Origin of the sequence: Streptomyces sp. NPDC048696, from assembly GCF_043198895.1 — a bacterium.
Lineage (GTDB): Bacteria > Actinomycetota > Actinomycetes > Streptomycetales > Streptomycetaceae > Streptomyces.
Genome location: NZ_JBICVJ010000004.1, coordinates 110,668 through 134,250 on the forward strand (window position 1 = coordinate 110,668; position 23,583 = coordinate 134,250).

Annotated in this window: 18 protein-coding genes; 5 read left to right on the top strand and 13 right to left on the bottom strand. The window is 73.3% G+C overall.

The features are described 5' to 3' along the window. Window positions 1-608 precede the first annotated feature (608 nt). The 4 genes from ACGFRG_RS09670 (at window position 609) to ACGFRG_RS09685 (ending at window position 7,182) form a co-directional block, all read left to right on the top strand. Window positions 609-2,258 (top strand): glycoside hydrolase family 13 protein, encoded by a 1,650-nt coding sequence (locus ACGFRG_RS09670; RefSeq protein ID WP_393262884.1) that lies wholly within the window; start codon window positions 609-611, stop codon window positions 2,256-2,258. After that, window positions 2,246-3,280 (top strand): LacI family DNA-binding transcriptional regulator, encoded by a 1,035-nt coding sequence (locus ACGFRG_RS09675; protein WP_361425150.1) that lies wholly within the window; start codon window positions 2,246-2,248, stop codon window positions 3,278-3,280. Before ACGFRG_RS09670 ends, ACGFRG_RS09675 begins: the two co-directional genes overlap by 13 nt. Before the next feature lie 186 nt (window positions 3,281-3,466). Beyond that, window positions 3,467-5,461: an NB-ARC domain-containing protein gene (locus ACGFRG_RS09680; protein WP_361425147.1), complete on the top strand. Its 1,995-nt coding sequence runs from the start codon at window positions 3,467-3,469 to the stop codon at window positions 5,459-5,461. A gap of 131 nt (window positions 5,462-5,592) precedes the next feature. Continuing rightward, window positions 5,593-7,182, top strand: a complete 1,590-nt coding sequence (locus tag ACGFRG_RS09685; RefSeq protein WP_393262887.1) for a SpoIIE family protein phosphatase — start codon at window positions 5,593-5,595, stop codon at window positions 7,180-7,182. Window positions 7,183-7,186: 4 nt separating this feature from the next. On the opposite strand, the gene ACGFRG_RS09690 is transcribed toward ACGFRG_RS09685, so the two are convergent. The 8 genes from ACGFRG_RS09690 to ACGFRG_RS09725 form a co-directional block, all read right to left on the bottom strand. After that, window positions 7,187-7,705, bottom strand: a complete 519-nt coding sequence (locus ACGFRG_RS09690) for a GNAT family N-acetyltransferase (protein ID WP_393262889.1) — start codon at window positions 7,703-7,705, stop codon at window positions 7,187-7,189. Window positions 7,706-7,736: 31 nt separating this feature from the next. Then, a complete protein-coding gene (locus tag ACGFRG_RS09695) occupies window positions 7,737-8,447 on the bottom strand; it encodes a TetR/AcrR family transcriptional regulator (protein ID WP_361425139.1) in 711 nt (236 codons plus the stop codon). A 13-nt stretch (window positions 8,448-8,460) separates the two neighbouring features. Next, the gene (locus tag ACGFRG_RS09700) at window positions 8,461-9,534 is read right to left on the bottom strand and encodes a PDR/VanB family oxidoreductase (RefSeq protein ID WP_361425136.1); all 1,074 of its coding nucleotides are present in this window, start codon (window positions 9,532-9,534) and stop codon (window positions 8,461-8,463) included. A 1-nt stretch (window position 9,535) separates the two neighbouring features. After that, complete coding sequence (locus ACGFRG_RS09705) at window positions 9,536-10,423, bottom strand: metal-dependent hydrolase (RefSeq protein ID WP_393262892.1); 888 nt, start codon at window positions 10,421-10,423, stop codon at window positions 9,536-9,538. 97 nt (window positions 10,424-10,520) lie between these two features. After that, window positions 10,521-12,428 carry a hypothetical protein gene (locus tag ACGFRG_RS09710; protein WP_393262895.1) on the bottom strand — a complete coding sequence of 636 codons (1,908 nt, stop codon included), beginning with the start codon at window positions 12,426-12,428 and terminating at the stop codon, window positions 10,521-10,523. A gap of 59 nt (window positions 12,429-12,487) precedes the next feature. After that, a complete protein-coding gene (locus ACGFRG_RS09715) occupies window positions 12,488-13,285 on the bottom strand; it encodes a tyrosine-protein phosphatase (protein WP_393262898.1) in 798 nt (265 codons plus the stop codon). Between the two features lie 91 nt (window positions 13,286-13,376). Continuing rightward, window positions 13,377-13,940, bottom strand: a complete 564-nt coding sequence (locus tag ACGFRG_RS09720; RefSeq protein WP_361425125.1) for a rhomboid-like protein — start codon at window positions 13,938-13,940, stop codon at window positions 13,377-13,379. A gap of 14 nt (window positions 13,941-13,954) precedes the next feature. Beyond that, on the bottom strand, window positions 13,955-17,083 hold the full coding sequence (locus tag ACGFRG_RS09725; RefSeq protein ID WP_393262901.1) for an alpha-N-acetylglucosaminidase: 3,129 nt from the start codon (window positions 17,081-17,083) through the stop codon (window positions 13,955-13,957). 152 nt (window positions 17,084-17,235) lie between these two features. Between ACGFRG_RS09725 and ACGFRG_RS09730 the strand changes: the two genes are divergently transcribed. Beyond that, on the top strand, window positions 17,236-17,631 hold the full coding sequence (locus ACGFRG_RS09730) for a hypothetical protein (protein ID WP_393262903.1): 396 nt from the start codon (window positions 17,236-17,238) through the stop codon (window positions 17,629-17,631). Between the two features lie 88 nt (window positions 17,632-17,719). Here the strand turns inward: ACGFRG_RS09730 and ACGFRG_RS09735 are convergent, their stop codons facing one another. The 5 genes from ACGFRG_RS09735 to ACGFRG_RS09755 all read right to left on the bottom strand — a co-directional run bounded on the left by ACGFRG_RS09735 (window position 17,720) and on the right by ACGFRG_RS09755 (window position 23,427). Beyond that, a complete protein-coding gene (locus ACGFRG_RS09735; protein WP_393262905.1) occupies window positions 17,720-19,261 on the bottom strand; it encodes a DUF1996 domain-containing protein in 1,542 nt (513 codons plus the stop codon). Between the two features lie 128 nt (window positions 19,262-19,389). Beyond that, on the bottom strand, window positions 19,390-20,541 hold the full coding sequence (locus ACGFRG_RS09740; protein WP_393262907.1) for a methyltransferase: 1,152 nt from the start codon (window positions 20,539-20,541) through the stop codon (window positions 19,390-19,392). Between the two features lie 223 nt (window positions 20,542-20,764). Beyond that, entirely contained in the window at window positions 20,765-21,412 is a 648-nt protein-coding gene (locus tag ACGFRG_RS09745) for a response regulator transcription factor (RefSeq protein ID WP_361425113.1), read from the bottom strand. Further along, window positions 21,397-22,665 carry a sensor histidine kinase gene (locus ACGFRG_RS09750; protein ID WP_393262909.1) on the bottom strand — a complete coding sequence of 423 codons (1,269 nt, stop codon included), beginning with the start codon at window positions 22,663-22,665 and terminating at the stop codon, window positions 21,397-21,399. The genes ACGFRG_RS09745 and ACGFRG_RS09750 overlap by 16 nt, the downstream gene beginning before the upstream one ends. A gap of 183 nt (window positions 22,666-22,848) precedes the next feature. Then, entirely contained in the window at window positions 22,849-23,427 is a 579-nt protein-coding gene (locus tag ACGFRG_RS09755; protein ID WP_361425107.1) for a winged helix-turn-helix domain-containing protein, read from the bottom strand. Between the last annotated feature and the right edge of the window lie 156 nt (window positions 23,428-23,583).

Here is a 23,583-nt window from a genome sequence, read left to right on the forward strand (position 1 = left end):
CCCCGCCCGTTCCCTTAACTCTCCGAGGGTGGGTGGGGGGTCTCCCTGGGGCTGTGCCCCGGCCCCCCCCGGACGGGGGCTCCGCCCCCGCACCCCGCCACGGGGCTCCGCCCCGGGCCCCCACCAGACTCCCCGCCGGGGTTCCGCCCCGCTCCCCGGCGGGGCTTGCGCCCCGGAGGCGTCGTTTTCCGCCTGCGGGCCGGTGGGGGCTGGTCGCGCAGTTCCCCGCGCCCCTTGGGGGATGAGGGTCGCGGCACCGCGTACTCCAGCGGGGTGCAGGGGCCGCAGGCCCCGCCGGGGGGTCCGGGGGCGTAGCCCCCGGGTAACCGCCTCCGCCTACCACCCGGCCGCTCGCCCAGAGCTTTCGGGAAGGGGCGGGGTGGGGGAATCGCCCGCGCGGGGCCGCAGGTCCCGCTCGGGGTCCGGGGGTGTAGCCCCCAGGTAGCTGCCTCCGCCCATCAACCGGCCGCCCGCCCAGGCCACGCGGCGGAGCCGCACATGTCACAGCCGGGAAGGGGCGGGGTGGGGGCCGCCCGCCGCAGGTGTCGCCCCCCCGGACCCCCCGGCCCCCCCCGTACACCACCAACCACCACCGACCCAGGGAAACCATGACCCCGCACCTCACCGCATCCGCCCCCGCCGACACCCACACCACCTGGTGGCAGGACGCCGTGATCTACCAGGTCTATCCGCGCAGCTTCGCCGACGCCGACGGGGACGGCATGGGCGACCTCGAAGGCGTGCGGTCGCGGCTGCCGTATCTGCGCGACCTCGGCGTCGACGCCGTCTGGCTCTCCCCCTTCTACGCCTCCCCGCAGGCCGACGCCGGCTACGACGTCGCCGACTACCGCGCCATCGACCCGATGTTCGGCACCCTGCACGACGCCGACGCCCTCATCCGCGACGCGCACGCGCTCGGGCTGCGGATCATCGTGGACCTGGTGCCCAACCACTCCTCCGACCAGCACGAGTGGTTCAAGCGGGCGCTGAAGGAAGGGCCGGGATCGGCGCTGCGCGCGCGGTACCACTTCCGGCCGGGGCGCGGTGAGAACGGCGAACTGCCGCCCAATGACTGGGAGTCCATCTTCGGCGGTCCCGCCTGGACCCGTACGTCCGGTCCCGACGGCGAGTGGTACCTCCACCTCTTCGCCCCGGAGCAGCCCGACTTCAACTGGGAGCACCCCGCCGTCGCCGACGAGTTCCGCTCGATCCTGCGGTTCTGGCTGGACATGGGCGTGGACGGGTTCCGCGTCGACGTCGCCCACGGCCTGGTGAAGGCGGCGGGGCTGCCCGACATCGGCGGCGCCGACCAGCTCAAGCTGCTGGGCAACGATGTCATGCCGTTCTTCGACCAGGACGGCGTCCACGAGATCTACCGCTCCTGGCGCCGCATCCTCGCCGAGTACCCGGGCGAGCGCATCGCCGTCGCCGAGGCGTGGACGCCGTCGGCCGACCGCACGGCCCTGTACGTACGCCCGGACGAGCTCCACCAGGCGTTCAACTTCCAGTACCTTGGCGCCCCTTGGGACGCAGAGGCGCTGCGCGAGGTCATCGACGACTCTCTCGCCGCCATGCTGCCCGTCGGCGCTCCCGCCACCTGGGTGCTGTCCAACCATGACGTGACCCGGCACGCCACCCGGTTCGCCAACCCGAGCGGGCTCGGCACCCAGTTGCGTACGCCCGGTGACCGCGCGCTCGGGCTGCGCCGAGCCCGGGCCGCCACGCTTCTGATGCTGGCGCTGCCGGGATCCGCGTATATCTACCAGGGCGAGGAGCTGGGCCTCCCGGACGTCACCGATCTGCCCGACGAGGTGCGCCAGGACCCCTCCTTCTTCCGCGCGGAGGGGCAGGACGGGTTCCGGGACGGGTGCCGGGTGCCGATCCCGTGGACCGTCGACGGGTCCTCGTACGGCTTCGGGAGCGGTGGCAGCTGGCTGCCGCAGCCCGCCGACTGGGGGAAGCTGAGCGTCGAGGCGCAGGAGGGCGACTCCTCCTCCACCCTGGAGCTCTACCGCTCCGCCCTCGCCGTCCGCCGCACGCACCCCGGGCTCGGCCGGGGCACGGCCGTCCAGTGGCTGGAGGCGCCCGAGGGCGTGCTGGCCTTCGCCCGGGACGGGTTCGTCTGCACGGTCAATCTGACGGCCGACGCCGTACGGATGCCCGTGCGCGGCGACGTCCTGCTCGCCAGCGGTGAAGTCGTCCGGGACGGGAGCGAGTTCGAGCTTCCCGGTGACACCACGGTGTGGTGGACGATGTGACCGAGGCCGGTCCGCGCCTCGCCGACATCGCCGCCCAGGCGGCCGTCAGCGAGGCCACCGTCAGCCGGGTGCTCAACGGGCGCCCGGGTGTCGCCGACCCCACCCGCCAGCGGGTGCTCGCGGCGCTCGACGTGCTCGGCTGGGAGCGGCCCGCTCGGCTGCGCCGGCGCAGCGCCGGGCTGATCGGGTTGGTGACCCCGGAGCTCACCAACCCGATCTTCCCGGCCTTCGCGCAGGCCGTGGAGCAGGTGCTCGCCGGGCACGGCTACACCCCGGTGCTCTGCACCCAGCTGCCCGGCGGGGCGACCGAGGACGAGCTGGTCGAGCAGCTGGAGGAGCGCGGGGTCAACGGCATCGTGTTCCTCTCGGGGCTGCACGCCGACACCGCCACCGACCCCGCCCGCTATCTGGCGCTGGCCGAGCGCCAGGTGCCGTTCGTGCTGGTCAACGGGTACAACGACCGGATCCCCGCGCCCTTCGTCTCGCCCGACGACCACGCGGCGATGGCGATGGCCGTGCGCCATCTCGCGGACCTCGGCCACACCCGGATCGGTCTGGCGGCGGGCCCGCCGCGCTATGTGCCCTCGCGGCGCAAGGCCGAGGGATTCACGGCGGCGCTGGGGGAGCGCCTGGGGCTGCGCGGCGGGGAGGCCGCCGCATACATCCGGCACACGCTCTTCAGCGTCGAGGGCGGACAGGTGGCGGCGGGCGCGCTGCTCGACCAGGGCTGTACGGGGGTGGTCTGCGCCAGCGACATGATGGCGCTCGGGGTGATCCGCGCGGCCCGCGAGCGCGGGTTCGCGGTGCCCGGCGACGTGTCGGTGGTGGGCTTCGACGACTCCCAGCTGATCGCCTTCACCGACCCGCCGCTGACCACGGTCCGCCAGCCCGTCCAGGCGATGGCGACGGCCGCGGTCGGCGCGCTGCTTGAGGAGATCCACGGAAACCCGGTCCAGCGCACGGAGTTCGTCTTCCAGCCCGAGCTGGTGGTGCGCGGCTCCACCGCACGCGTACGGAAGTGAGCAGGCGGCTTGCATTGATGGCGGATCGGCGATCGTCATCAGCTGCTCGGTGACCGCTCCTGGTCTCTTTGTGGCCGTTTTCGGTTGAAGCGTGCGATGGGGGCGGGACCCGGTCATCCTCTGGTCCACACTGTGCCCGTGTTGGGGAATCTTCCAGCGGAGACCACGAGTTTTGTCGGCCGGTCGGTGGAACTGGCTACCCTGGACGGGCTTTTGCGCCGCAACCGGCTGGTCACGGTCACCGGACCGGGCGGTGTCGGCAAGTCCCGGCTCGCGCTGCGGGCCGCGCGCGAGCGCCTGGAGTACTGCCGCGACGGGGTGTGGTGGGTGGAACTGTCCCCGCTGTGCGATCCCGCGCTGCTCGCCGCCACCGTCGCCGACCGGCTGCCCGTCGCCGAACAGAGCACCCGCACCGCCGCCGAGGCGCTGTGCGGGTGGCTCGGCGACAAACAGCTCCTGCTGGTCCTGGACACCTGCGAGCACCTGGTCTCGGCCAGCGGCCACCTGATCGGCGAGCTCCTGCAGACCTCACCCGGGCTCACCGTCCTGGTCACCAGCCGGCAGCGGCTCGGCCGCCCGGAGGAACGTGTCTTCTCGCTGAGCCCGCTGCCGCCCGAGGGCGCGGCGCTCACCCTCTTCAAACAGCGCGCCGCCGAAGCGGTCCCGCACCTCTCGCCCGGCTCCTTCGACTCCCCGGCCCGCGCGGCGGCGGCCGTCGCCGTCTGCCGCAGACTCGACGGCATCCCGCTGGCCATCGAACTCGCGGGCGCCCGGCTGCGGTTGTGGACCGTGGAGCAGCTGGCCGAACGGCTCGACTCACGGTTCGAGGTCCTGGCCGACACCGGGGCCGCCCGGCTGCCGCGCCACCAGACCATGCGCACCACCATCGGCTGGAGCCACGAGCTGTGCGCGCCGCTCGAACGCCTGCTGTGGGCCCGGCTCTCCGTGTTCGCCGGAGGCTTCGACCTGGCGGCCGCCCGGGACGTCGCCGCGGGCGGTCCGCTGCGCCCCGACGACGTGGCCGCGGCGCTCACGGGCCTGGACGCCAAGTCCGTCGTACGCGCCAGGGCGCACTGCGGACGCTCCGGCTACCGGATGCTGGACACCATCCGCGAGTACGGCCGCCAGTGGCTGCGCGAGCTCGGCGAGGAGGACGAGGTCGCCCGTCGGCACGCCGAGCGCTGCCGCCGCCTCGCGCACGCGGCCGAGGCGGGCTGGATGGGCCCGGACCAGCTGGAGTGGTACGAACGGCTCACCGCCGAACACGCCGATCTGCGCACCGCGTTGGAGCATCTGCTCGCCACCGACCCGGCCGATGCACTCGACATGGCGGCCTCGCTCTGGTTCTTCTGGTTCTGCTGCGGGCACCTGCGCGAGGGCCGCGACCACCTGGAGCGCGCCCTGGCGCTTGCCCCCGAACCCGGCCCGGCCCGCGACCGGGCGCTGTGGGCGCTCGGCATGACCGCGTTCCTCCAGGGCGACATGGAGACCGCCCTGCGGCTCGGTCGGCGGTGCGCCGAGGCCGCCGCCGACACCGAGTCCCGGCTGCGCGCCGCCTATCTGCTCGGCGGGGCCATCCTGATGCCGGGCGACCCCGAGGGCGCGCTTGAGGTGTGCACCCCGGCCATCGACGCGGCCGACATCGACTTCTCGTCCGGCCTCGCCCTGTGCGTGCTCGCCCGGATCTACGCCCTCACCAATCTCGCCCGCTACCCCGAGGCCGCCGCCGAGGCGATCTGGCTGCGCGACCAGTGCGCCGCACGCGGCGAGCGCTGGATGCGGGCCTACGCCGACTACATGATCGCCGTCACCGCGCTGGCGCTCGGCCGGCCCGACGAGGCCGCCGAGCACGCGCGCGCGATGCTCGCCGGCAAGCGGCTGCTCCACGACAGCTTCGGCATCGCGCTCGGCCTCGACCTGCTCGCCTGCGCGCTGGCCGCCCAGGGCGAGGGCGAGGACGGCGCCCTGGTGCTCGGCATCGGCCAGGAGTGCTGGCGTACCGTCGGAAAAGCGCAGATGGGAGCGCCCCGGCTGACCGCCCTGCGCGAGGAGTGCGAGCGCCGGGCGCGGGCGACGCTCGGGGACCGCGCGTACGACAGCGCGTTCCGCCGGGGGATGAGCACCGGCCTCGACCAGGGACTCAGCTACGCCCTCAAGGGTGATTTCGCACAGGGGAGTTGACGTTCTTCCCCGGTGGCCGGTTCACGCGGCTACGGTGAGTGCGTACTCGCCCAACCGTCCGTACAAACGACCCGTACGACCGACCCGTCCGCACCACCGCCCACCGGGGCCCGCCCCACGGGGGACTCGCAGTGAACCCGTCACACGACACCACCGTGCTGGTCGTCGACGACATCGACGCCAACCGCTACGCCATGGGCGCGGTCCTGCGCCGGGCGGGCCACCGGGTGGTGCCGCTGGCCACCGCGTCGGCGACCCTGGTCGAGCTCGACCTGCGGGTCAGGAACGGCGCGCTGCCCGATGCGGCCCTGGTCGACGTGGGCCTGCCCGACATGGACGGCATCGAACTCTGCCGCCGCATCAAGGCGCACCCCGAGATCGCCCTGATGCCCGTGGTGCACTTCTCGGCCGCCGCCGGCACCCCGCGCGACCGCACCCGGGGCCTGGACGCGGGCGCCGAGGCGTATCTCGCGGTGCCCGTGGAGCCCGAGGAGATCCAGGCCGTGGTGCGGGCCGCGCTGCGCGGGGCCAGGTTCCGCCACGACGCCGACGCCCGCGCGGGCCGGCTCGCCCGGCTCGCCACCGCCACCGCCGAACTCCACGCGGCGAGCTGCCCGCAGGAGCTCGCCGACACGGCCGCCGCCGCGACCGCCGCCCTGGTGCGCTGCCCGGCCGCCGCCCTCGTCTTCGGCACCGACGGCACGCTGTACGCGGGCGGCCCGCCGCGCCGGCGGATCGGCACCGCCGCCGCGCTGTCCGTGCTGCTCCAGCGGTCCATGGCGGGCCGCGTCGGCGTGTGCTCGCTGCCCGCCCCCGACCCCCTGTGGCCGCCCGGCATCCTGTGGGCGGGCCCGGGGCGCGGCGAGGTGCGCCTGGTGCTGGCCCGCACCCGCGCCGACCAGCCGCCGGTCTGTCTGGCCGCCCCCGTGCGCGCCGCCGAGGACCAGGACACCCGGGCCCTGCTCGGCCACCTCGCCGAGGCCACCGCGCAGGCCGCCGAGTCGCTGCGCATCGCCGCCGAGGAACGGCACGTGGCGCTCACCCTCCAGCGCAGCTTCCTGCCGCAGCACCAGCCCCGGGTGCCCGGCGCGGACGTCGCCGTACGCTATGTGCCGGCCTCGCCCCGCGCCGAGATCGGCGGCGACTTCTACACCGCCTTGCCCACCCCCGACGGGCTGCTCGTCGGCGTCGGCGACGTCGTCGGCCACTCGCTCGACGCGGCCACCGTCATGGTCGAACTGCGCCACGCGCTACGGGCGTACGCGACCGACGAGCGCGACCCGGCCGTCCTCGCGCGCCGCCTCGACCGGATGCTCCAGCTCTACCACCCCGAGGCCACCGCCACCCTCTGCCTCGCGCTGATCGACCCGCTGCGCGGCATCGCCCGGATCGCCAACGCGGGCCATATACCGCCGCTGCGCATCCCCGCCCACGGCGAGGCGGCCTACCTCGACGTGCACGGCCCGCTGCTCGGGCTCGGCCTCGACCGCCCCGACGCGGCGCCCTGCCGACTGCGGCCGACCGACCTGCTGTTGATGGTGACGGACGGCCTGATCGAGACACGCGGCACCGACCTCGCCGACTCCATGGAGCGGCTGCGCCGCATCGCGGCCCTGGCCCCGCACGGCACGGCCGACCTCTGCGACACCCTCCTGAGCTCCTTCGGCAGCCGCGAGGACGATGTGGCGCTCCTTGCGCTACGGCTCACGGGAATGGCGTGACGGTTCAGCCGAGCCGCTTCTCCATCAGCACCACCGCGTAGTTGCTGCCGTCGCCCTCCTTGAACGGCTGCTCGCCCGCCACCGCGTACCCGGCCCGCTCGTAGTACGCCCGCAGCCCCGGGCTCGACGCCTTGAAGTCCAGGCGGGCCAGCGCGCGTCCGGCGGCCGCGATCCGCCGCTCGGCGTGAGCGAGCAGGGCCCGGCCGGTGCCCGCGGGCGCGACCTCGGGGTCCGTCATCAGCCGGTGCACATAGCCCGCCTCGGGCGGGCGCACCCCCCAGGCCGGCTCGTCGTGCCACCACAGCTCGTACGCCCCGGCCACCCGGCCGTCGAGCACGGCCAGCCAGACCTCGCCCTCCGCGATCCGCCGCCGGAAGTGCGCCGCGTCCTTGTCGCCGGGCCGCCACTGGTCGATCCCGCTGCCCCGCATCCGGTGCGCGGCCGCGTCGTACAGGCCGACCAGGACGGCGAGATCGCCCTCGTCGGCGAGCCGGAAGGAGAGCTTGTCGATCGGTGTCGTCATGGTGATCACGGTACGGGCAGGTGCGCGGCGATCAGCTGTCGGTGGCCGGTGCCAAGGCCGTGAGGCGGGCGAGCAGATCGCCGAACGGCCCGTCCGTGGGCTCGTCGGCGATGATCCGCAGCACCACCGCCGCCATCTCCGCGTCGTACGCGGCGCTCACCGCCGCCAGCGCCGCGAAGTCGTGCACCAGCTGCAACTCCAGCTCCGCGCGCGGGATCCGGCGGCCGTCCAGCCAGATCAGGGCGGTCGACTCGGCCAGCGAGACCCACGACCGTACGACCAACTCAAGGCGCGCGGGCGGGTCCTGGACGTCCAGATGGGCGAGGATCTGGAGGTAGGCCGCGTGCCGCACCTCGTCGATCATCGCGTTGGCGGAGGTCGAGCCGACCGCCGAGGCCGCCGGGCCGCCCCGCATCAGCGCGGAGAAGCCGGGCCCGTGCCCTTCGACGAAGTCGAAGAACCGTCCCATCACCCGCAGCAGCCGCGCCCCGAGCGGCCCTTCGCGCGGCTCCACGAACCGTCCGGCCAGATCGTCGGCGGCCCTGCGCAGCGCGGCCTCGTACAGACTCTGCTTGCCGGGGAAGTAGTGATAGACGAGCGGCCGCGATATCCCGGCGGCCGCCGCTATCTCGTCGATGGAGACGTCGTCGGGGGAGCGGTGGCTGAACAGCTCCAGCGCGACCCCGATCAGCTGCCGCCTGCGCTCTTCGACGCCCATCCTGCGCCGTACCCCGGTCGTCATGCGAACAGAGTACCTACAGGTCGAGGACGATTTTCGCTCCCCGGCAGCGAGATACGCAGATCAGCATCGAGTCCTCGCGCTCGGCGTCGGTCAGGAGCTCGTCCTGGTGGTCGATCTCCCCTTCCAGGACCCGCTGTTGACAGGTTCCGCAGAAGCCCTGCTCGCAGGAGTACGCGAGGTCCGGCAGCTCCGCGCGGACGGTGGCGAGCACGGAGGTGCCCGCCTCGACCGTGAGGGTGCGGCCCGTACGCCGCAGTTCGACCTCGAAGGTGCCCAGCTGCGCGGTGCTCGCGCCCGGCGTGAACCGCTCCAGATGCAGGGTGCGCCCCTCGGGCACGCGCGCGCCCACGGCGTCCATCAGCGGCTCGGGACCGCAGCAGTACACCGCCGCGCCCTCGTCCGTACCGGCCAGGAAGGCGCCCACATCGGGCAGTCCCGCCTCGTCCTCGGGCACCACCGTGACCCGCGAGCCCTCGGTGCCCAGCTTCTCGATCTCGTCCAGGAACGGCATGGTGGCGCGCGAGCGCCCGCCGTACAGCAGCCGCCACTCGCCCCCGGCCGCCGCGACCGCCCGCAGCATGGGCAGGATGGGCGTGATCCCGATCCCGCCCGCCACGAACGCGTACGAGGGCGCCTCGGCCAGCGCGAACCGGTTGCGCGGCCCGCGTACGACGAGTTCGGCGCCTTCGCGCAGCTGCTCGTGGACCTCGCGGGAGCCGCCCCGCCCGTCCTCGATCAGCCGGGTCGCGACCGTGTACGCGGCGCGGTCGGCGGGGTCGCCGCAGAGCGAGTACTGGCGGATCAGGCCGGACGGCAGCACCAGATCGAGGTGCGCGCCCGGTTCCCAGGCGGGCAGCGGGGTGCCCGTCGGCGCTTCGAGCCGCAGCAGCGCCACGCCCTCGGCGGGGGCGGTCCGTTCGGCGACGGTGAGCCGCATCGAGGGGGCGCGGCGGGTGCCCTGCCCCGAGATCGGCGCGTCGAGGGCGGGCAGCGGCCACAGCGGGGACGCGGCGATGCGGCGGCGCAGCGCCCGCCGGGTGAGCAGCGCGGCCCCCGCGAGAAGGACCACGGACCGGGTGCGGGGCATGTCAGCGACCACCGCCCGCGCCGGGCGAACTCGCCAGATAGGCCACGGCCTGCTCGGTGGAGCCTTCCTGCGAAGGGTGGTACGTACGGCTCAGATAGCGCGGGATCGAGCGCAGCATCGCGGTCGGCGCGGGCAGTGTGCCCTGGCGTCCGGCGCGTACGAAGTCCCGGAAGCTCGCCTTGCCGTCGAGCAGGGTCGGGTCGTTCGCCATGAAGAAGCGGGCGCCGCGCTGCCAGAGGAAGACGAGCGCGGTGAACGCGGTCGCCCAGGTCCGCGCCCGGCGCCGGTAGCCGCCGTCGACGTGCATGAACAGGTCGAACGCGACGGAGCGGTGCTCGACCTCCTCGGCGCCGTGCCAGCGCAGCAGATCCAGCATGGTCGGGTCGGCGCCGCGCCGGTCCAGGGCGTCGGCGTTGAGGATCCAGTCGCCCAGGAACGCCGTGTAGTGCTCGATCGCCGCGATGGTCGCGACCCGCTCCATCAGCCACCACTCGCGCGCCCGCCCCGGCGGCAGCGTCCGGTCCCCGAGCAGCTTCTCGAAGAGCCAGTCGACCTGCGCGGTGTACGGGGTGGGGTCCAGGCCGAGCGCCTTGAGATGGGGGAGCACGTCGTCGTGGGCCGCGGAGTGGGTGGCCTCCTGCCCGATGAACCCGATGACGTCCTCGCGCAGCCGCTCGTCGCGGATGTACGGCAGGACCTGCTTGTACACCTGCACGAACCAGCGCTCACCGGCCGGGAGCAGCAGATGCAGCACATTGATGGTGTGGCCGGTGAACGGGTCGCCGGGGACCCAGTGCAGGGGCGTCTTCTCCCACTCGAACGAGACGTTCCGGGCCTTGAGCTCTATGTGCTCCGAGACCACCGGAGCGGGCTGCGGCGTATTAGACATGGCGTCAATGTACTGACGGGTAGACGCCGCGCAACAGGGGTGTGCGAGGAGTTGTTCGTCCGTCCGTCGTTTCTCGCCGCCGTCCCTCAGCCGTTTCTCAGCGCAAGGCGTTGACCGTCGTGCCGTCCGCGAGGCGGCCGGTGAGCTGGGCCCGGGCGCCCTCCTGGGTGCGCACGGCGAGCAGATGGCCGTGCTCCTCGGCCTCGACGCCGCCGGTGACACCGACCCGGGCCAGGTCCTCGCTGCCCGCGGCCAGCACGTACCAGTGCCCGCCGTGGGACTTCCAGAGCACCCCGGCCAGCACATGCGGCTGGCGCGGCCCGCAGGCGGCCGTGTTCTCGGCGCGCGCGGCGACCGCGCCCGCCGTGCCGGGCCTGGGCGCGGGGGCCTGGAACTGGGCGAGCACCTGGCCGTCCGTGCCGGACCAGGTGTCGGCCCGGGTGCAGAGCCAGGCGGCCGTGCCACCGGTCTCGGGGAGCGTCTGCTTGGCGAACTGCCAGGAGTTCACGGTGCGCACGCCGTGCGAGCGGACCGTCGGCAGCAGACAGGCGGTCCTGGCCCAGGCCTCGCGCGCGGCGGCGCTGGTGATGTCCTTCGGCGCGTCCGGCGCTCCCCAGGTCAGCCGGGCGGGCGCCAGCTCGCCGAGGTCGGTGAGCAGCGCCGCCCCCGAGTCGTCGCGCAGCTGGAGCACGTCCCAGGAGGTGCAGTCGCGGGCCTGGGCGGGCGAGACGAGCGGGGCGGTCACGCCGTCCGCGTCGCGGTGCAGCGGGCGGGGCGCGGCCGACGGGTCGAGCAGGTCGCGCACGGCCGCCTCGCGCACCCAAGGGGCGGTCAGATAGCGGACGTTGCCGTCGGTGCGGCCCACCACCAGGGCCTCGGCGGACGCCGCGTCGGCGCCGTCCACGCGCGCGAAGTCGAGGGCCGCGCCGGACTGGCCGTCCAGCGGCTCCGCGTACCGGGCGATCCGCATGCCGTCGTAGAAGAGCACGATGCGGGCGCCGTCCACCCGCCCCGCGTACAGCAGTTGGGGCGCGCCCATCGGGGGCCCGGACGGCGTTCCCGGTGTCGCCGAGACGTGCACGGACTTCCCCGGCCGGGCCCAGACGGCGAGCGCCCGCCGCAGCAGCTCGCTGTCGCCGGTGAGCGCGCCCCGGGCGGGCCATACGGAGAAGTCGGTACGGGCCGAGGTCCGCCAGGCCGCGCTCCGCACCCGGACGACCTGGGCCGGGTCGAGGGCCGCCTCGGCGGCTGGATTGCGCGCGTACGAGGGCGCGGCGGCGCCGTCCGGGCCCCAGCCGTCCCCGGGCAGCCCGAGGAGCGCGCCGCAGACGACGACGGCGGCGGTGGCGACGAGGGCTGCGCGCGCGTGCTGGCGGCGGCGCATCAGGTCGGTGGGGCGGGCCTGGAGCGAGCAGGGGTCGAACTCGGCGGAGGCGAGCAGGGCGGCCGAGGCGTCCGGGGCGCCGGCCTCCGCGACGGCGGCGGCGGGGTCCTCGACCCCCACGGCGGCGAGCTCGCGGCGCAGCTCGGCGTCGCCGAGACCGTCGAGCCCGCGCAGCACGTACGCGGCCCGGCCGGGCCCGCTGAGCGCGGAGAGCCGCTGGTCAAGGGCGAGTTCATCGGCCCCGCCGGACCGGGGGAACAGCCGCAGCCCCCACACCTGCGGCAGCACCGGCGGCAACTGCGCCCGCTTGGGCCACGCCCGCCGCCGCAACGGCAGCCCGGCCTCCAACGCCTGCCGCACGACCTGCCGCCGCACGAACCCGTACCCCGGGTCCTCCCGCCGGGGCGCCGGAATGGGCCCCTCCCCGGCACCACGCCCCCGGGGCAGCGACCTCTGCACCAGCGCGTGCGCGGTCACCACGCGCCGGTTGCGCCCGAGGGAGGGCGGCAGCACGAGATAGGCGAGCCGGGTCAGCCGAGGATAGTGCTCGACCAGGGCCGCTTCGGCCTGCTCGATACCGATGGGGTTGGGGCGGTTGAGGATGTCCTGGGGCGGGGCCACGTTCAGCAAAACGAGCGAATGGTGAGATGGTCACCCGCCCGCCGCACGCCCGCTCCCCCTCACCCCACCACCCGCCCCCGGACCCGCTCCACCACCTCGTCCCCCACGCCCAACCCCTCCCGTACGTACTCCTCCATCGACCCGTACCGCAGCGACACCTCCTCCAGTGCCGCCGTCAGGTACTCCGGGACCACGCCGATCACCGCCAGGGCGATCTCCGGGTCGCCGCCCTGGGCGGTGAAGCCCTCGATCAGGGGCGCGAACGCCTGGCGGACCGCGCTGTTCACCGACAGGTACTCCCGCTCGATCGCCGATGCCTCCGCGTCCAGCAGCGAGAGGACGACCGTCGTGCCCCACCCCGTGCGGTCCTTGCCCGCCGTGCAGTGGAAGAGCAGCGGGCCGGCGTCCTCGGCGCCCAGTTCGAGCAGCAGCGTGCGGTACGCGGCGCGGGCGGAGGGCGAGGACACCAGGCCCCGGTAGGTCTCGGCGAACAGCTCCTGGGCCCGGCCCCGGCCCAGGCGCTGTTCGGCGGTGACGGGGTCGGCCAGGACGTGCCGCAGCTGCGCGGCCACCGCCGGTGCCCCGTCCGCGCTCACCGCGTCCGCCAGCGCGTCCGCGACGACGAGCCGCGCCCCGTCCGGCAGCCGGTCGGGCCGCTCTGCGCGCTCCGCGTTCGTACGGAGGTCGACCACCGTACGGATCCCGAGCGCCGCCACACCCGGGTCGCCGCCGGGGTCGTAGCGGTCGAGCGCCCCGGCCCGGAAGACCAGGCCGGACCGGACCGTACGGCCCCCGGCGAGCGGCGTGCCGCCCAGATCGCGGAGGTTGGCGACAGTGGTGGCGGGGATCGCGGTCATGGGCGAACGGGCTCCTGCATGGGACGGAACGACATGGGCTCGTCCATATGTGCCCCGGTTCAGTCAGAAATGTAACCCTGACTCCCAGCCCTTACCGTCGACCCACCCACGACACCCCCATCCCCAGACACAGCGCCACCATGTGCCCCGCGTCCGTGAACGTGCGCTCGCGGCGCAGCAGCGGGCGTGCGCCCAGCGCGAGGAGCGCGAGCCGGGCGCCTGTGCGCCATGGCCCGCGCGGCAGGGTGCCCGTCAGGGCGCCCGCCACCGCGTTGTAGCCGTAGCTCGTGCCGACGTCGAGCGCCGACCGGGTCGCCGGGGACGGGCGGGAGGCCACGAGACCCCCGTACACGAGCAGCGTCGCGCCGACGTGGCCGAGCAGGAACACCCCGGCCGTCCACCAGGCACCGCGCGCGTACTCGGCGTATCCGAGGACCGCGAGCAGCAGCAGGGCGTACGGGAGTTCCATCGGTTCCTCGACCACCAGCGCGCTCAGCCCGAGCGTTTGCCAGCGGCCCGCGCTCAGGTTGTCGACGTTGGTGGAGCAGGCGCGCAGCAGGTCCTCACGGGCGGGGGCGTCGAGCAGTTCCCGGGCGGCGTACGCGCCGAGCTGGACTCCGCCGACGTACACGGGTGCGAGCACAGGGGCATCCATGGCGACATCATCCGTCAACGCGGCACAGCGTCCCCCGCCGCCCCTGCCGACCACCCGCTGAACTCCGCCGTCCCGCGCACCCCGTCGGCCCCGTTCGCCGCCGTCATGAACAGGCCGGCGTCCTGGACGGCGGACGTCGCCGGGACGGTCGCGGTGGCCACGGTCCGCCAGGTCGCGCCGCCGTCGGTCGAGCAGGCGCCGGTGAACGACCCGGCCGCCGGGCCCCGGCTCAGCCGCAGCAGCACCGGCGCCCGCACGCCCGTCAGGCGCCGGTAGGTGTCGAGCAGTCCGTCGCCGTCCGCGTCGTACGAGAGCACCACGCCCTGCCCCGGCGTCACCGCCAGATTGACGAAACCGGCGGCCCCCTGCACGGCCAAACCATTGCGCGCGACGATTCCGCAGCGGGCCCAACTGCCCGTGTCCTCCTGGGAGTCGACGCGCACGGTCACCACCGTTCCCGCCACCATCGCCCCCGGCCGGTACGCCGCGCCGAACTGCGACACGCCCTTCCACAGGTCATGGCCGCCGCCGTTGATCGCGAGCCGGTCGCCGAGTTCACCGAAGACCGCGTCGTTGCTGGTGAACGTCCGCCACCGGCTGCTCAGCGGCGCGGCCAGGCAGAGGGCGGAGCGCTGGACGGCGGTCACCCGGTCCGCGCCGTCCGGCCCGTACCGCGTGCTCAGCTCGTACGGCATCGGCGCCAGCGGTACGGTCAGCGGCTCGGCGGGTGCGGTGACCCGCCAGCGCACCGCCCCCACGCCCGCCGCCGGGACCCGCCGCAGGAACGTGTCGCCCTCCGGCCGGGCGTCGAGGCCGGTCAGCGCGAAGTCGACGCGGCCCGTCGCCCGCAGTCCGTTGAGATTGCGGAAGACGGCCGTGACCGTACCCGTGGAGCCCGGGGTGAAGCTCACCGGGTCGGCGGCGACGGCGACGGTTCCCTGGTAGGGCGCGCCCGCCAGGGTGTCGTGCACGCGCCGGGCGGTGCGGTACGGGTCACCCGTCGCCCGCACCGGATACGCGGCCCGCTCCCGCGTCCACGCCTGTTCGCCCGGGTACCAGTCGAAGGTCCGGGGCGGCCGGTTCTCGGCCAGGGCGTCGCCGATCTCGTCCAAGTAGGCCCGCCACTGCGGAAGATGGAGATCCGCCAGCAGGCCCTGCCAGTCGCGGTCCGCGTAGTTGCTCAGGTCGTCGGCCGCCGAGCGGTCCGCCCAGGTGGTGATGAGCGTACGGGCCGTCCACTCCAGGCGCACCGCCTCATCGGCGCTCGTCGCGAACCGTTTCGCGTCCTCGATCCAGGGGCCGAGCAGGAACGCCCGATGGCAGCCGGACATCTCGTCGGCGAGCCGCATCAGCCTGAGCCAGAGCCTGCTCAGGGCGCGGAAGGCGGCCCGGTCCCGCTCCTCGTGGGCGAGCCGCAGCCGTGGCAGCAGCAGCCGGGAGCGGTTCGCGAGCGACTGGCGGGCCAGGTCGGTGAGGTCGTGGGCGTACGCGTCCGAGTCGCGCAACTCACGTCGTACGGCCAGCAGTTGGGCGAACGCGCGGTCGAACAGGGGCGGGTCGAAGGCCGTGACGGCGGCCGCGGTGAGGGACGGGCGGCGGGTGAAGAGCGAGTCGACGGGCCGGCCGTCGGCGGTCGTCAGCCGGTACGCGGTGGCGGCGAGCGCGGCGAACGCCTCGCGCGCGTGCCCGTCCTCGCCGCCGTACCGGAGGTCCGCGTACGAACGGAACCACGCCTCCCGGTCCACCGCCTCGGTCCGCCAGGCGAGCTCGCTGAACAGCTCGAAGGCGGCCGGATCGCGCTCGGCGGCCTCCGGCATGTACGCGGTACCGGCCAGCGCGCTGCCCGGCCGGTCGCGCCACTCGGTGAACTTGGCCGCCCAGTGATGGGTGTTGGCGCCGATCGTGGTGCGGCCGCCGAAGTTCGGGATGGTGCCGAACGCGTACGGCGTGCCGTTCCAGTCGCTCTCGCGGTCGGTGACCGTGGCGAGGTCCGAGAGGCCGTCGACGACCAGCACCCGGGACCGGTCCACGGCGTCCAGGACGGCCCGGCGCGGGTTGGTCTGCCAGCCGAGTATCACCCAGGTCGCGCCGGGCCGGGCGGTGTGCAGGGCCCGCTCGACGGCCCTGGCCGCGTCGGCGACCGGAACGTCGCCCGGGGTGCCGCCCTCGTGCAGCAGATCCATCTTGAAGTACCGCGCCTCGCCGAGCAGTTCGGCCTGGTGGCGGTAGAAGGCGGCGGCGACCCGGGGGAACGCCTCGGTGCGCGGATCGAGCCAGTCGGGCCGCCGCAACCCGTTCCAGCTGCCCTGCGGAACGACCCGGGCGCCGGGATGGCGATCCGCGAAGCCGTCCGGGACGGTCCCGAAGTAGCCGGGCAGCACCGGCCGCATCCCCAGCTCCCGCAGCCGCGCGGTGATCCGCGCGCCCAGCGCGGCGCGGCGCTCGATCAGCGCGGGCGAGGGCGGACCGCCGTACCCGCTCATGTTCTGGAGCAGCCACCACGGCTGGTGCGAGGGCGCGGGCAGCCACGCGCGCGCCTCGTCGTCCCGGTACCCGAAGTCGAGCAGCAGCCGGTGGTAGACGGCCTCTTGGCCGGGAGTCACCAGGACCTCGTTGCAGCCGTGCAGCGCCAGGACGTCGATCAGCCGCTCCCAGCGCGGCCAGTCGGCGTACGGGCCGGTGTAGCCGTCGTGGGTGTCGTTGCAGACGAACCGGTGCGGGACGGTGGCGGCGCGCACCACGGGCCGGGCGGGCGCGGGCAGCCTTCGGGGCAGGTCCAACTGGCTTCCCGCCCAGGTCAGATGGGCCTTGCAGGTGTACTTGAGGTACCAGTGCAGACCGGTGAGGGCGGTGGCCGGGCCGGTGGCGGCGATCTGGATACGTCCGGTGCCGCCCGTGACCCGGAAGCGGTCGGGGCCGTCGGCGGGCAGCGGGACGAGGGCGATCTGGTCGGCGTGGTGGGGGAGGAGACGGGTGAGGGCGGCGCGGGCGGGGCCGGGGGTGTCTTCGGTGGGGCTCGCGGCGTGTGCCGGGGCCCCGAGCGCCGACCCGGCCCCGATCGCGGCGGTCGTCCCCACTGCGGCGGTCGTCCCCATCGCGGCGGTGGTCCCCAGCAATGCGCGTCTCGAAAAGTCGGCTGTCATCGGCTCTGCGCTCCTCGCTCCTCGTGTTGTCGCGGTGACAACAGGCGCGTGCGCAGCGCACGGTAACCAAAAGGTGCGGGTGACCGGTAAATGAGTTCACCGATATGGCCGAATACCCACGGGCAAGGGGTGGTTGAGGGCACGATAAGAGAATGCGCAAACTCGTACGAGCGGCCCTGGCGGCGGCATTGATGACCTTGGCGGCGGGCTGCGGATCACACGGTGATGACGCGCCCGAGGCGACCAGCGGAACACTTGAGGAAATCGCGGCGAAAGCCATGTGCAAGCCGAAGATCTCCACGAATGCGACGGAGCTGCGGCAGGCCAACTGCACCACTTCGGACGGGCGCTACGTCCTGGCGACCTTCGCCACGGACCGGGGCCAGCGGGAGTGGATCAACGAGGCCAAGGACTACGGCGGCGCCTATCTGGTGGGCCGCAAATGGGTCGCCGTCGGCGACGAGACCGTGGTCAACGCGCTGCGCGGCCGGCTCGGTGGCAGTGTCGAGACCGGGACCAACCATTCCGGACACCACCACATGAGCTGACCGCGCAGCGGGTGCTCCCCCCGGGCCCACAAGCCCGGGGGGAGCTGTCAGGGGGAGCGGTACTGCCGGCGCGTGCGCGCCTTGTGGGTCAGGCGCAACTGCGCCCCGTATTGATGCAGTTCACCACCTTCCTCATCAGCGAGTCGCTGAAGACGTCGATGAAATCACCGTGATCGGTGACAGGCTTGTGGAGCTGCTCGGGGAACGAGTCGACGGCGAATCCGGGACCGGGCGGCACGGAATACACGATCCGCTGCTGCAATTGCGGGATCGCCTTGAATCCGGCCGGGCAGGCGCCGTTCTTGAGGGCGAAGGCGACATGCGTCCGGTGGTTCGCGCTGTCCGTGTTCTTTCCGTCCCAGCAGCTCTGGAATTTGAAGGTGCGGACCACGTTGCTGCCCTGCGGGCAGATCGGGTATTTGTCCTTGAGCTGGCGGTTCTCGAAACCGGTGCAGCTCCACGACGCGTTGGCATTGGCGTTACCGTTGGTGAACGCCTTCGCGTCACCGGTGATGATCCGCAGAAAACGCGGCATCGCGGTGACCTTGCTGACCGGACTTCCGGCGAGCTTGATGGTGACCTGGACCGGCGTCTGAATCTTGCCGACGTTCTGGTCCTTGCCGCCGCCGTCCGCGTTGGCGTCGTTCTCGTTCTGCCCGTTCTGCAGCCGCAGCACCGGCCAGTAATACGTGGACTTGTCGCCCTGATTACTGCAGCTGGTGCCGCCGTTGGCCAGATCGGTGTCGCTGGAGAAGGCGTCGGTGGCCTGATTGCCCACGTAGTCGTGCATATGGTGGGCGCCGTTGCTCACGCCGGGTGCGACGATGACGTTGTCGGGGTTGCGTTTGGCATTCTGGTTGACGCCGCAATTACTGGTGAACAGACCGGTCGAGCCGCCGCGCTGGGCGCGCGGGGTGCGCACATTGGGCTGGACGGACCGGATGTCGACGAAGTCGTTCTTCGAGGGCCCGTTCCCGAGCGAGCCCTGCCCCTGACCGCCGACGTTCTGCCCCTGGCCCTGCCCCTGCCCGCCGGTCTGGGCCTGACCCTGGCCTTGGCCCTGACCTGGGGTTTGGCCCTGCCACTGGCCCTGGCCCTGAGCCTGCTGCCCGTTGGCCGAGGCCGCGCCGCCGTTGTCGTCGGCGCGCAGGCTGCACGGCGCGAGCCCCTGGAGCCCCTGGGGCCGCTGTCCGCCGCCGCGCCCGATGGCGGCGCCGATCCGGTCGATGGCGGCCGCCCGGCTGTCCTTCAGCGGCGCCAGGACGGACCGGTCCGCCCAGCCCGGATCCCGGGCGACCTTGTCCTTGTTCGAGGCGAACTTCTCGTACGCGTCGGTGATCTGCGTATCAATGCCGGCCAGTTCGCGGTCGACTTGTGGCCGGGCCTGATCGGGTACGTCCGGCAGGCTGTTGGTCACATCCGGACAGCTGATGGTCGACATCTGCTGACCGATATTCAACTGCCCGGAATTCTGGCCCGATCCCGGCGGACCGGACTGGCCCTCATTGGCAGAGGCATACACATTGACCGCGACCAGCCCACCCCCGCCCAGGATCAGGGCGACCGAGGCAATCGCCATACGGCCGGCCAGTGTCGAGCGTTTTCGTGATGAGCCTGATGAGCGTCGCATGGAACTCCTTCGCTTGAAGCAGCGCGTCGTTCCATACGGATGTGGCTCATGGGGCGTTCAACGCCCCGGCTATTTCGTAGGTATCTCCAGGAACACCGGGGCGCACGGGCCGCCCCGGTGACCGACCGTCAGTGCTTGACCGCGCGCAGCACCACGAACTTCGGGTCGCTGGCGACGAGTTCACTGTTGCCGAAGAGCCGCTGGAGCTTGAGGTGGTAGCCCAGGTGCCGGTTGCCGACCACCCACAGCTCGCCGCCCTCGCGCAGCGCCTCGCGCGCGTCCGTGAACATCCGGGTCGACGTACGGTCGGTCGTCGCCTGATGGGTGTGGAACGGCGGGTTGTTGAGCACCAGATCGGCGCTGCCCGGCGGGAACCCGCTCAGCCCGTCGCCCAACCGGAACTCGGCGCTCCCCTCGCGGGCCGCGCCCGCGCAGAGCCGGAACGTCGCCCGCGCCGAGGCGATGGCCTGATGCGACTCGTCCGTGAACACCACGGTCGCCTCGGGGTTGGCGAGCGCCGCCGCCGTACCCACGATGCCGTTGCCGCAGCCGAGGTCGACGACCCGGTCCGGGCCCGTACGCGTGGGCATGTGCTGGAGCAGGAAGCGGGTGCCCATGTCGAGGCGGTCGCCGCAGAACACGCCCGCGTAGTTGGTGACGGCGAGCCCCGAGGCCGGGCCGATGCCCATCTCAAGGGAGTACGTCAGCGGCCACGGGTTCACCGGCCGGGCCAGCTCGGGATCCGGCTCGCAGAAGATCAGCCGGGCCTTCTTCTCGGCCAGCGACGTCTTGGTCGGGCCGAGCAGCTTTTCGAACAGCTTCAGGGTGGAGGTGTGGATGTCCTTCACCATGCCGGTGCCGACGACCACGGTGTCCGCGTGCACGGCCGGGGCGAGCCGGTGCAGCTGGTCCTCCAGGAGGGCCAGGCTCTTCGGCACCCGGACGAGCAGCACGTCCACCCGGGCGGGCGGCTCGTCGTGGGTCGAGAGCAGCGTGACGGCGTCGAGCGGCACCCCGGCCCGCGCGAGGTTCGCCCGGGTCGCTTCCTGGCCCAGGAACGACTCGCTGATCTGGACGACCGAGCCCGCCCCCCGCCCGGCGAGGACGGTGGTCAAGGCCCCCCACCGGTCACCCAGCGCGACCACGGCCCCCGAGAGATCGGTGCCCGTGTCCTCCAGATGCCGCAGCAGATACTCGTCGGCGGCGTCCCAGGCCCGCAGCTGGTCGCGCGGGTCCTCGGGAAATCGGGTCAGCTCGTACTCGCCCCAGGGCGTGATCATGCGGTTCATGGTCCCGCCAGGCTAACCCGCGCGGGGCGGGTGCCCACGCCATTCACACGTGGGCGGGCCCTTCGCGGCGGCCACATGCGGTCCGGGGCGACCTAGAGGGGCGCGGGGAACTGCGCGCCCAGCCACAGCCGACCCGCACCGAACCACCGTCCTATATAGGGGGCGCCCCTACGGTCCGCAGCCGAAAGAAAACCCCGCGCGGAGCGCAAACGGCTTATCCTCGCTCCAGATAGGCCAAAACAGCCAACACCCGCCGATTGTCATCGTCAGACACCGGCAACCCCAGCTTCGCGAAGATGTTGGACGTGTGCTTCGCGACGGCCCGCTCCGTCACCACCAGCTGCTGAGCGATCGCCGCATTGGACCGCCCCTGGGCGACCAGCTCCATGACCTCCCGCTCACGCGGAGTGAGCCCCCCGACGGGAGAGTCCCGCACCTGCCGGGACAGCAGCTGCGAGATCACCTGGGGGTCCATCGCGGTGCCCCCGCCCGCCACCCGCCGCACCGCGTCGACGAACTGCCCGGCGTCGAAGACCCGGTCCTTCAAGAGATACCCGACGCCACCGTTCCCGTCGGCCAGCAGCTCACGCGCGTACAGCTGCTCGACATGCTGCGACAGGACCAGCACCGGAAGCCCCGGCCGCGCCCGCCGCGCGGCGAGCGCGCACTGCAATCCCTCGTCGGTGTGCGTCGGCGGCAGCCGTACGTCGACGATCGCCACCTCCGGGTCCAACTCGGCCAGCGCACGCGACAGTTCGGGCCCGCTCTCGACCGCCGCGAGGATCTCGAAGTCGTACGCCTCAAGCAGCCGCACCAGACCGTCGCGGAGCAGGAACAGGTCTTCGGCTAGGACAACGCGCAAGGAATCTCCACGGTCACCATGGTGGGGCCGCCCACGGGACTGCTGACGGCCAGGACGCCGTCGAATGTACCCAGTCGGCGCTCCACCCCGCTCAGCCCGGACCCGGCGCCCACGCGCGCCCCGCCGCGCCCGTTGTCGGTGACCGACAGGCGCAACGCCCCGCCGCCGTACGAGAGGTCGATCCAGATCCGGTCGGCCTCGGCGTGCTTGACCGCGTTGGTGAGCAGCTCGCTGACCGCGAAGTACGCGGCCGACTCGACCGGTGCCTCGGCGCGCCCGGCCGGCAGCTCCACATCGACCTCCACCGCCAGCGGCATGCGCAGCGCGAGGGCGCGTACCGCGTCGCCCAGGCCGCGTTCGGCGAGGACCGGCGGGTGGATGCCCCGGACCAGGTCGCGCAGTTCGGTCAGCGCCTCGGCCGAGGACTCACGGGCCTTGGCGAGCAGCGCCTTGGCCTGCTCGGGGTCCTTCTCGATCAGCGCCTCGATCGTGCCGAGGCTCATGCCCATGGCGACCAGCCGGGCCTGCGCCCCGTCGTGCAGATCGCGCTCGATCCGGCGCAGTTCGGCGGCCGAGCTGTCCACCGCGTCGTGCCGCGTCTCGGTCAGGCGCTCCACCCGCAGGGCGAGCGCCTGCTCGCGGGTGGGGGAGAGCAGCGACTTGGCGATGGCGAAGTTGGCCCGTACCAGCTGCGGGTTCACGAAGAGACCGAGGACGGCGTACACGAAGCCGAGGACGGCCGCCAGATTGGCCGTCGACTGCGAGGTGATGTGGACGAAGGTGAACCACAGGCCGCCGCCCGCGTTGTCGATCGGCTTCCAGACGCCCGCCGCGAGCACCGTGCCCCACACGCTGTAGAGCAGCAGGCAGGGCGCCAGGAAGGCGACGACGGCGCCCGCCGTCATGTCGGCGAGCAGCCACTCCAGATCGCGCCAGGTCGCCGGGTCCTTCAGGAGCAGCCCGCACCGCTCGGCCGTGCCGAGCAGCCCCGCCCGCTGCTGGCGGGGAAGCGCGCGATAGGGCACCGCGATCTCCATCCCGAGCCATTCATGGGCCAGGGCGCGGCGCCGGTTGGCGTACACCCGTACCGCGTCGAGCGCGGCGGGGGTGGTGAGCACACCGATGCCGATCGGGATCAGGCCGATCGACACGACGGCCAGGGTGAACAGGAGGATCCCGACGGCCATGCCGCTCGTCGCCAGGCCGAACCCCCGGCCACCGGCGAGCAGTCCCGCCCGTATCTTCTTCACCATCGTCGTCGTCCCCCTTCGTGGGCCCCATGCGCTTGCGGACCCCAGTCTCGCCGTGCCGCACGGGTGCGGTCACGGGGCCGGTCCCCCCAGCCGGGGTGTACCTGGCAACACCCCCTGACATGAGAGCGCCCCCGGCGCGGGAGAAGCGTGCCGGGGGCGCCCGGTGCGGGGCCAACGGGCGGATCAGGGCGCGTACTTGTACCCGACCCGCCGGACCGTCTGGATCGCGTGCCGGTTCTCGGCGCCGAGCTTGCGGCGCAGCCGGGCGACATGGACGTCCACGGTCCGGCCGTCGCCGACGTGGCCGTACCCCCAGACCGTGGTCACCAGCTGGTCCCGGGTGTGCACCCGCTGCGGGTGCGCCACCAGATGGGCCAGCAGCTCGAACTCCAGATACGTGAGGTCAAGGATCCGCCCGTCGACCTCGGCGGTCCGGCGCACCGCGTCGATCCGTACGAGCTCGTCGCCGGTCACCGGCTCCGGCACCTGGACGAGCGGTTCGGGCGCGGCCGCGAGTGGCGGCTGCTGGTCGGCCGGGACGAGCACCAGATATCCGATCATCGGCGGCCGTCCGGGCAGGGCGGGCAGGGTGTGCTGGGGCGCGGGCAGCCAAGTGGCGCCGGGCGGAAGGAAGTCGACGACGGTGCCGGTGGCGGCCACCTCGTCACGGTCGACGGCACGGAGTCGATGGCGTCCCAGGGGTACGGGACCGGGGTGGGCGGCGGTCGCAGCGGAGGCGGAGAAAGTACGGGTGTTCGCCATGAGAGGTCAGCTCTTTCGCGCGGAGTCGTCAGGGACGTACGTCGTGCGCGCGGGCCGAAGGCCTTCGGAGAAGGGAGGCTTTAGAGGGCCGGCGCGTTCGTCGCGCGGCAACACACCCGGTCGAAGTCGTGGTCCTGACGGGACGGCCAGAACGGC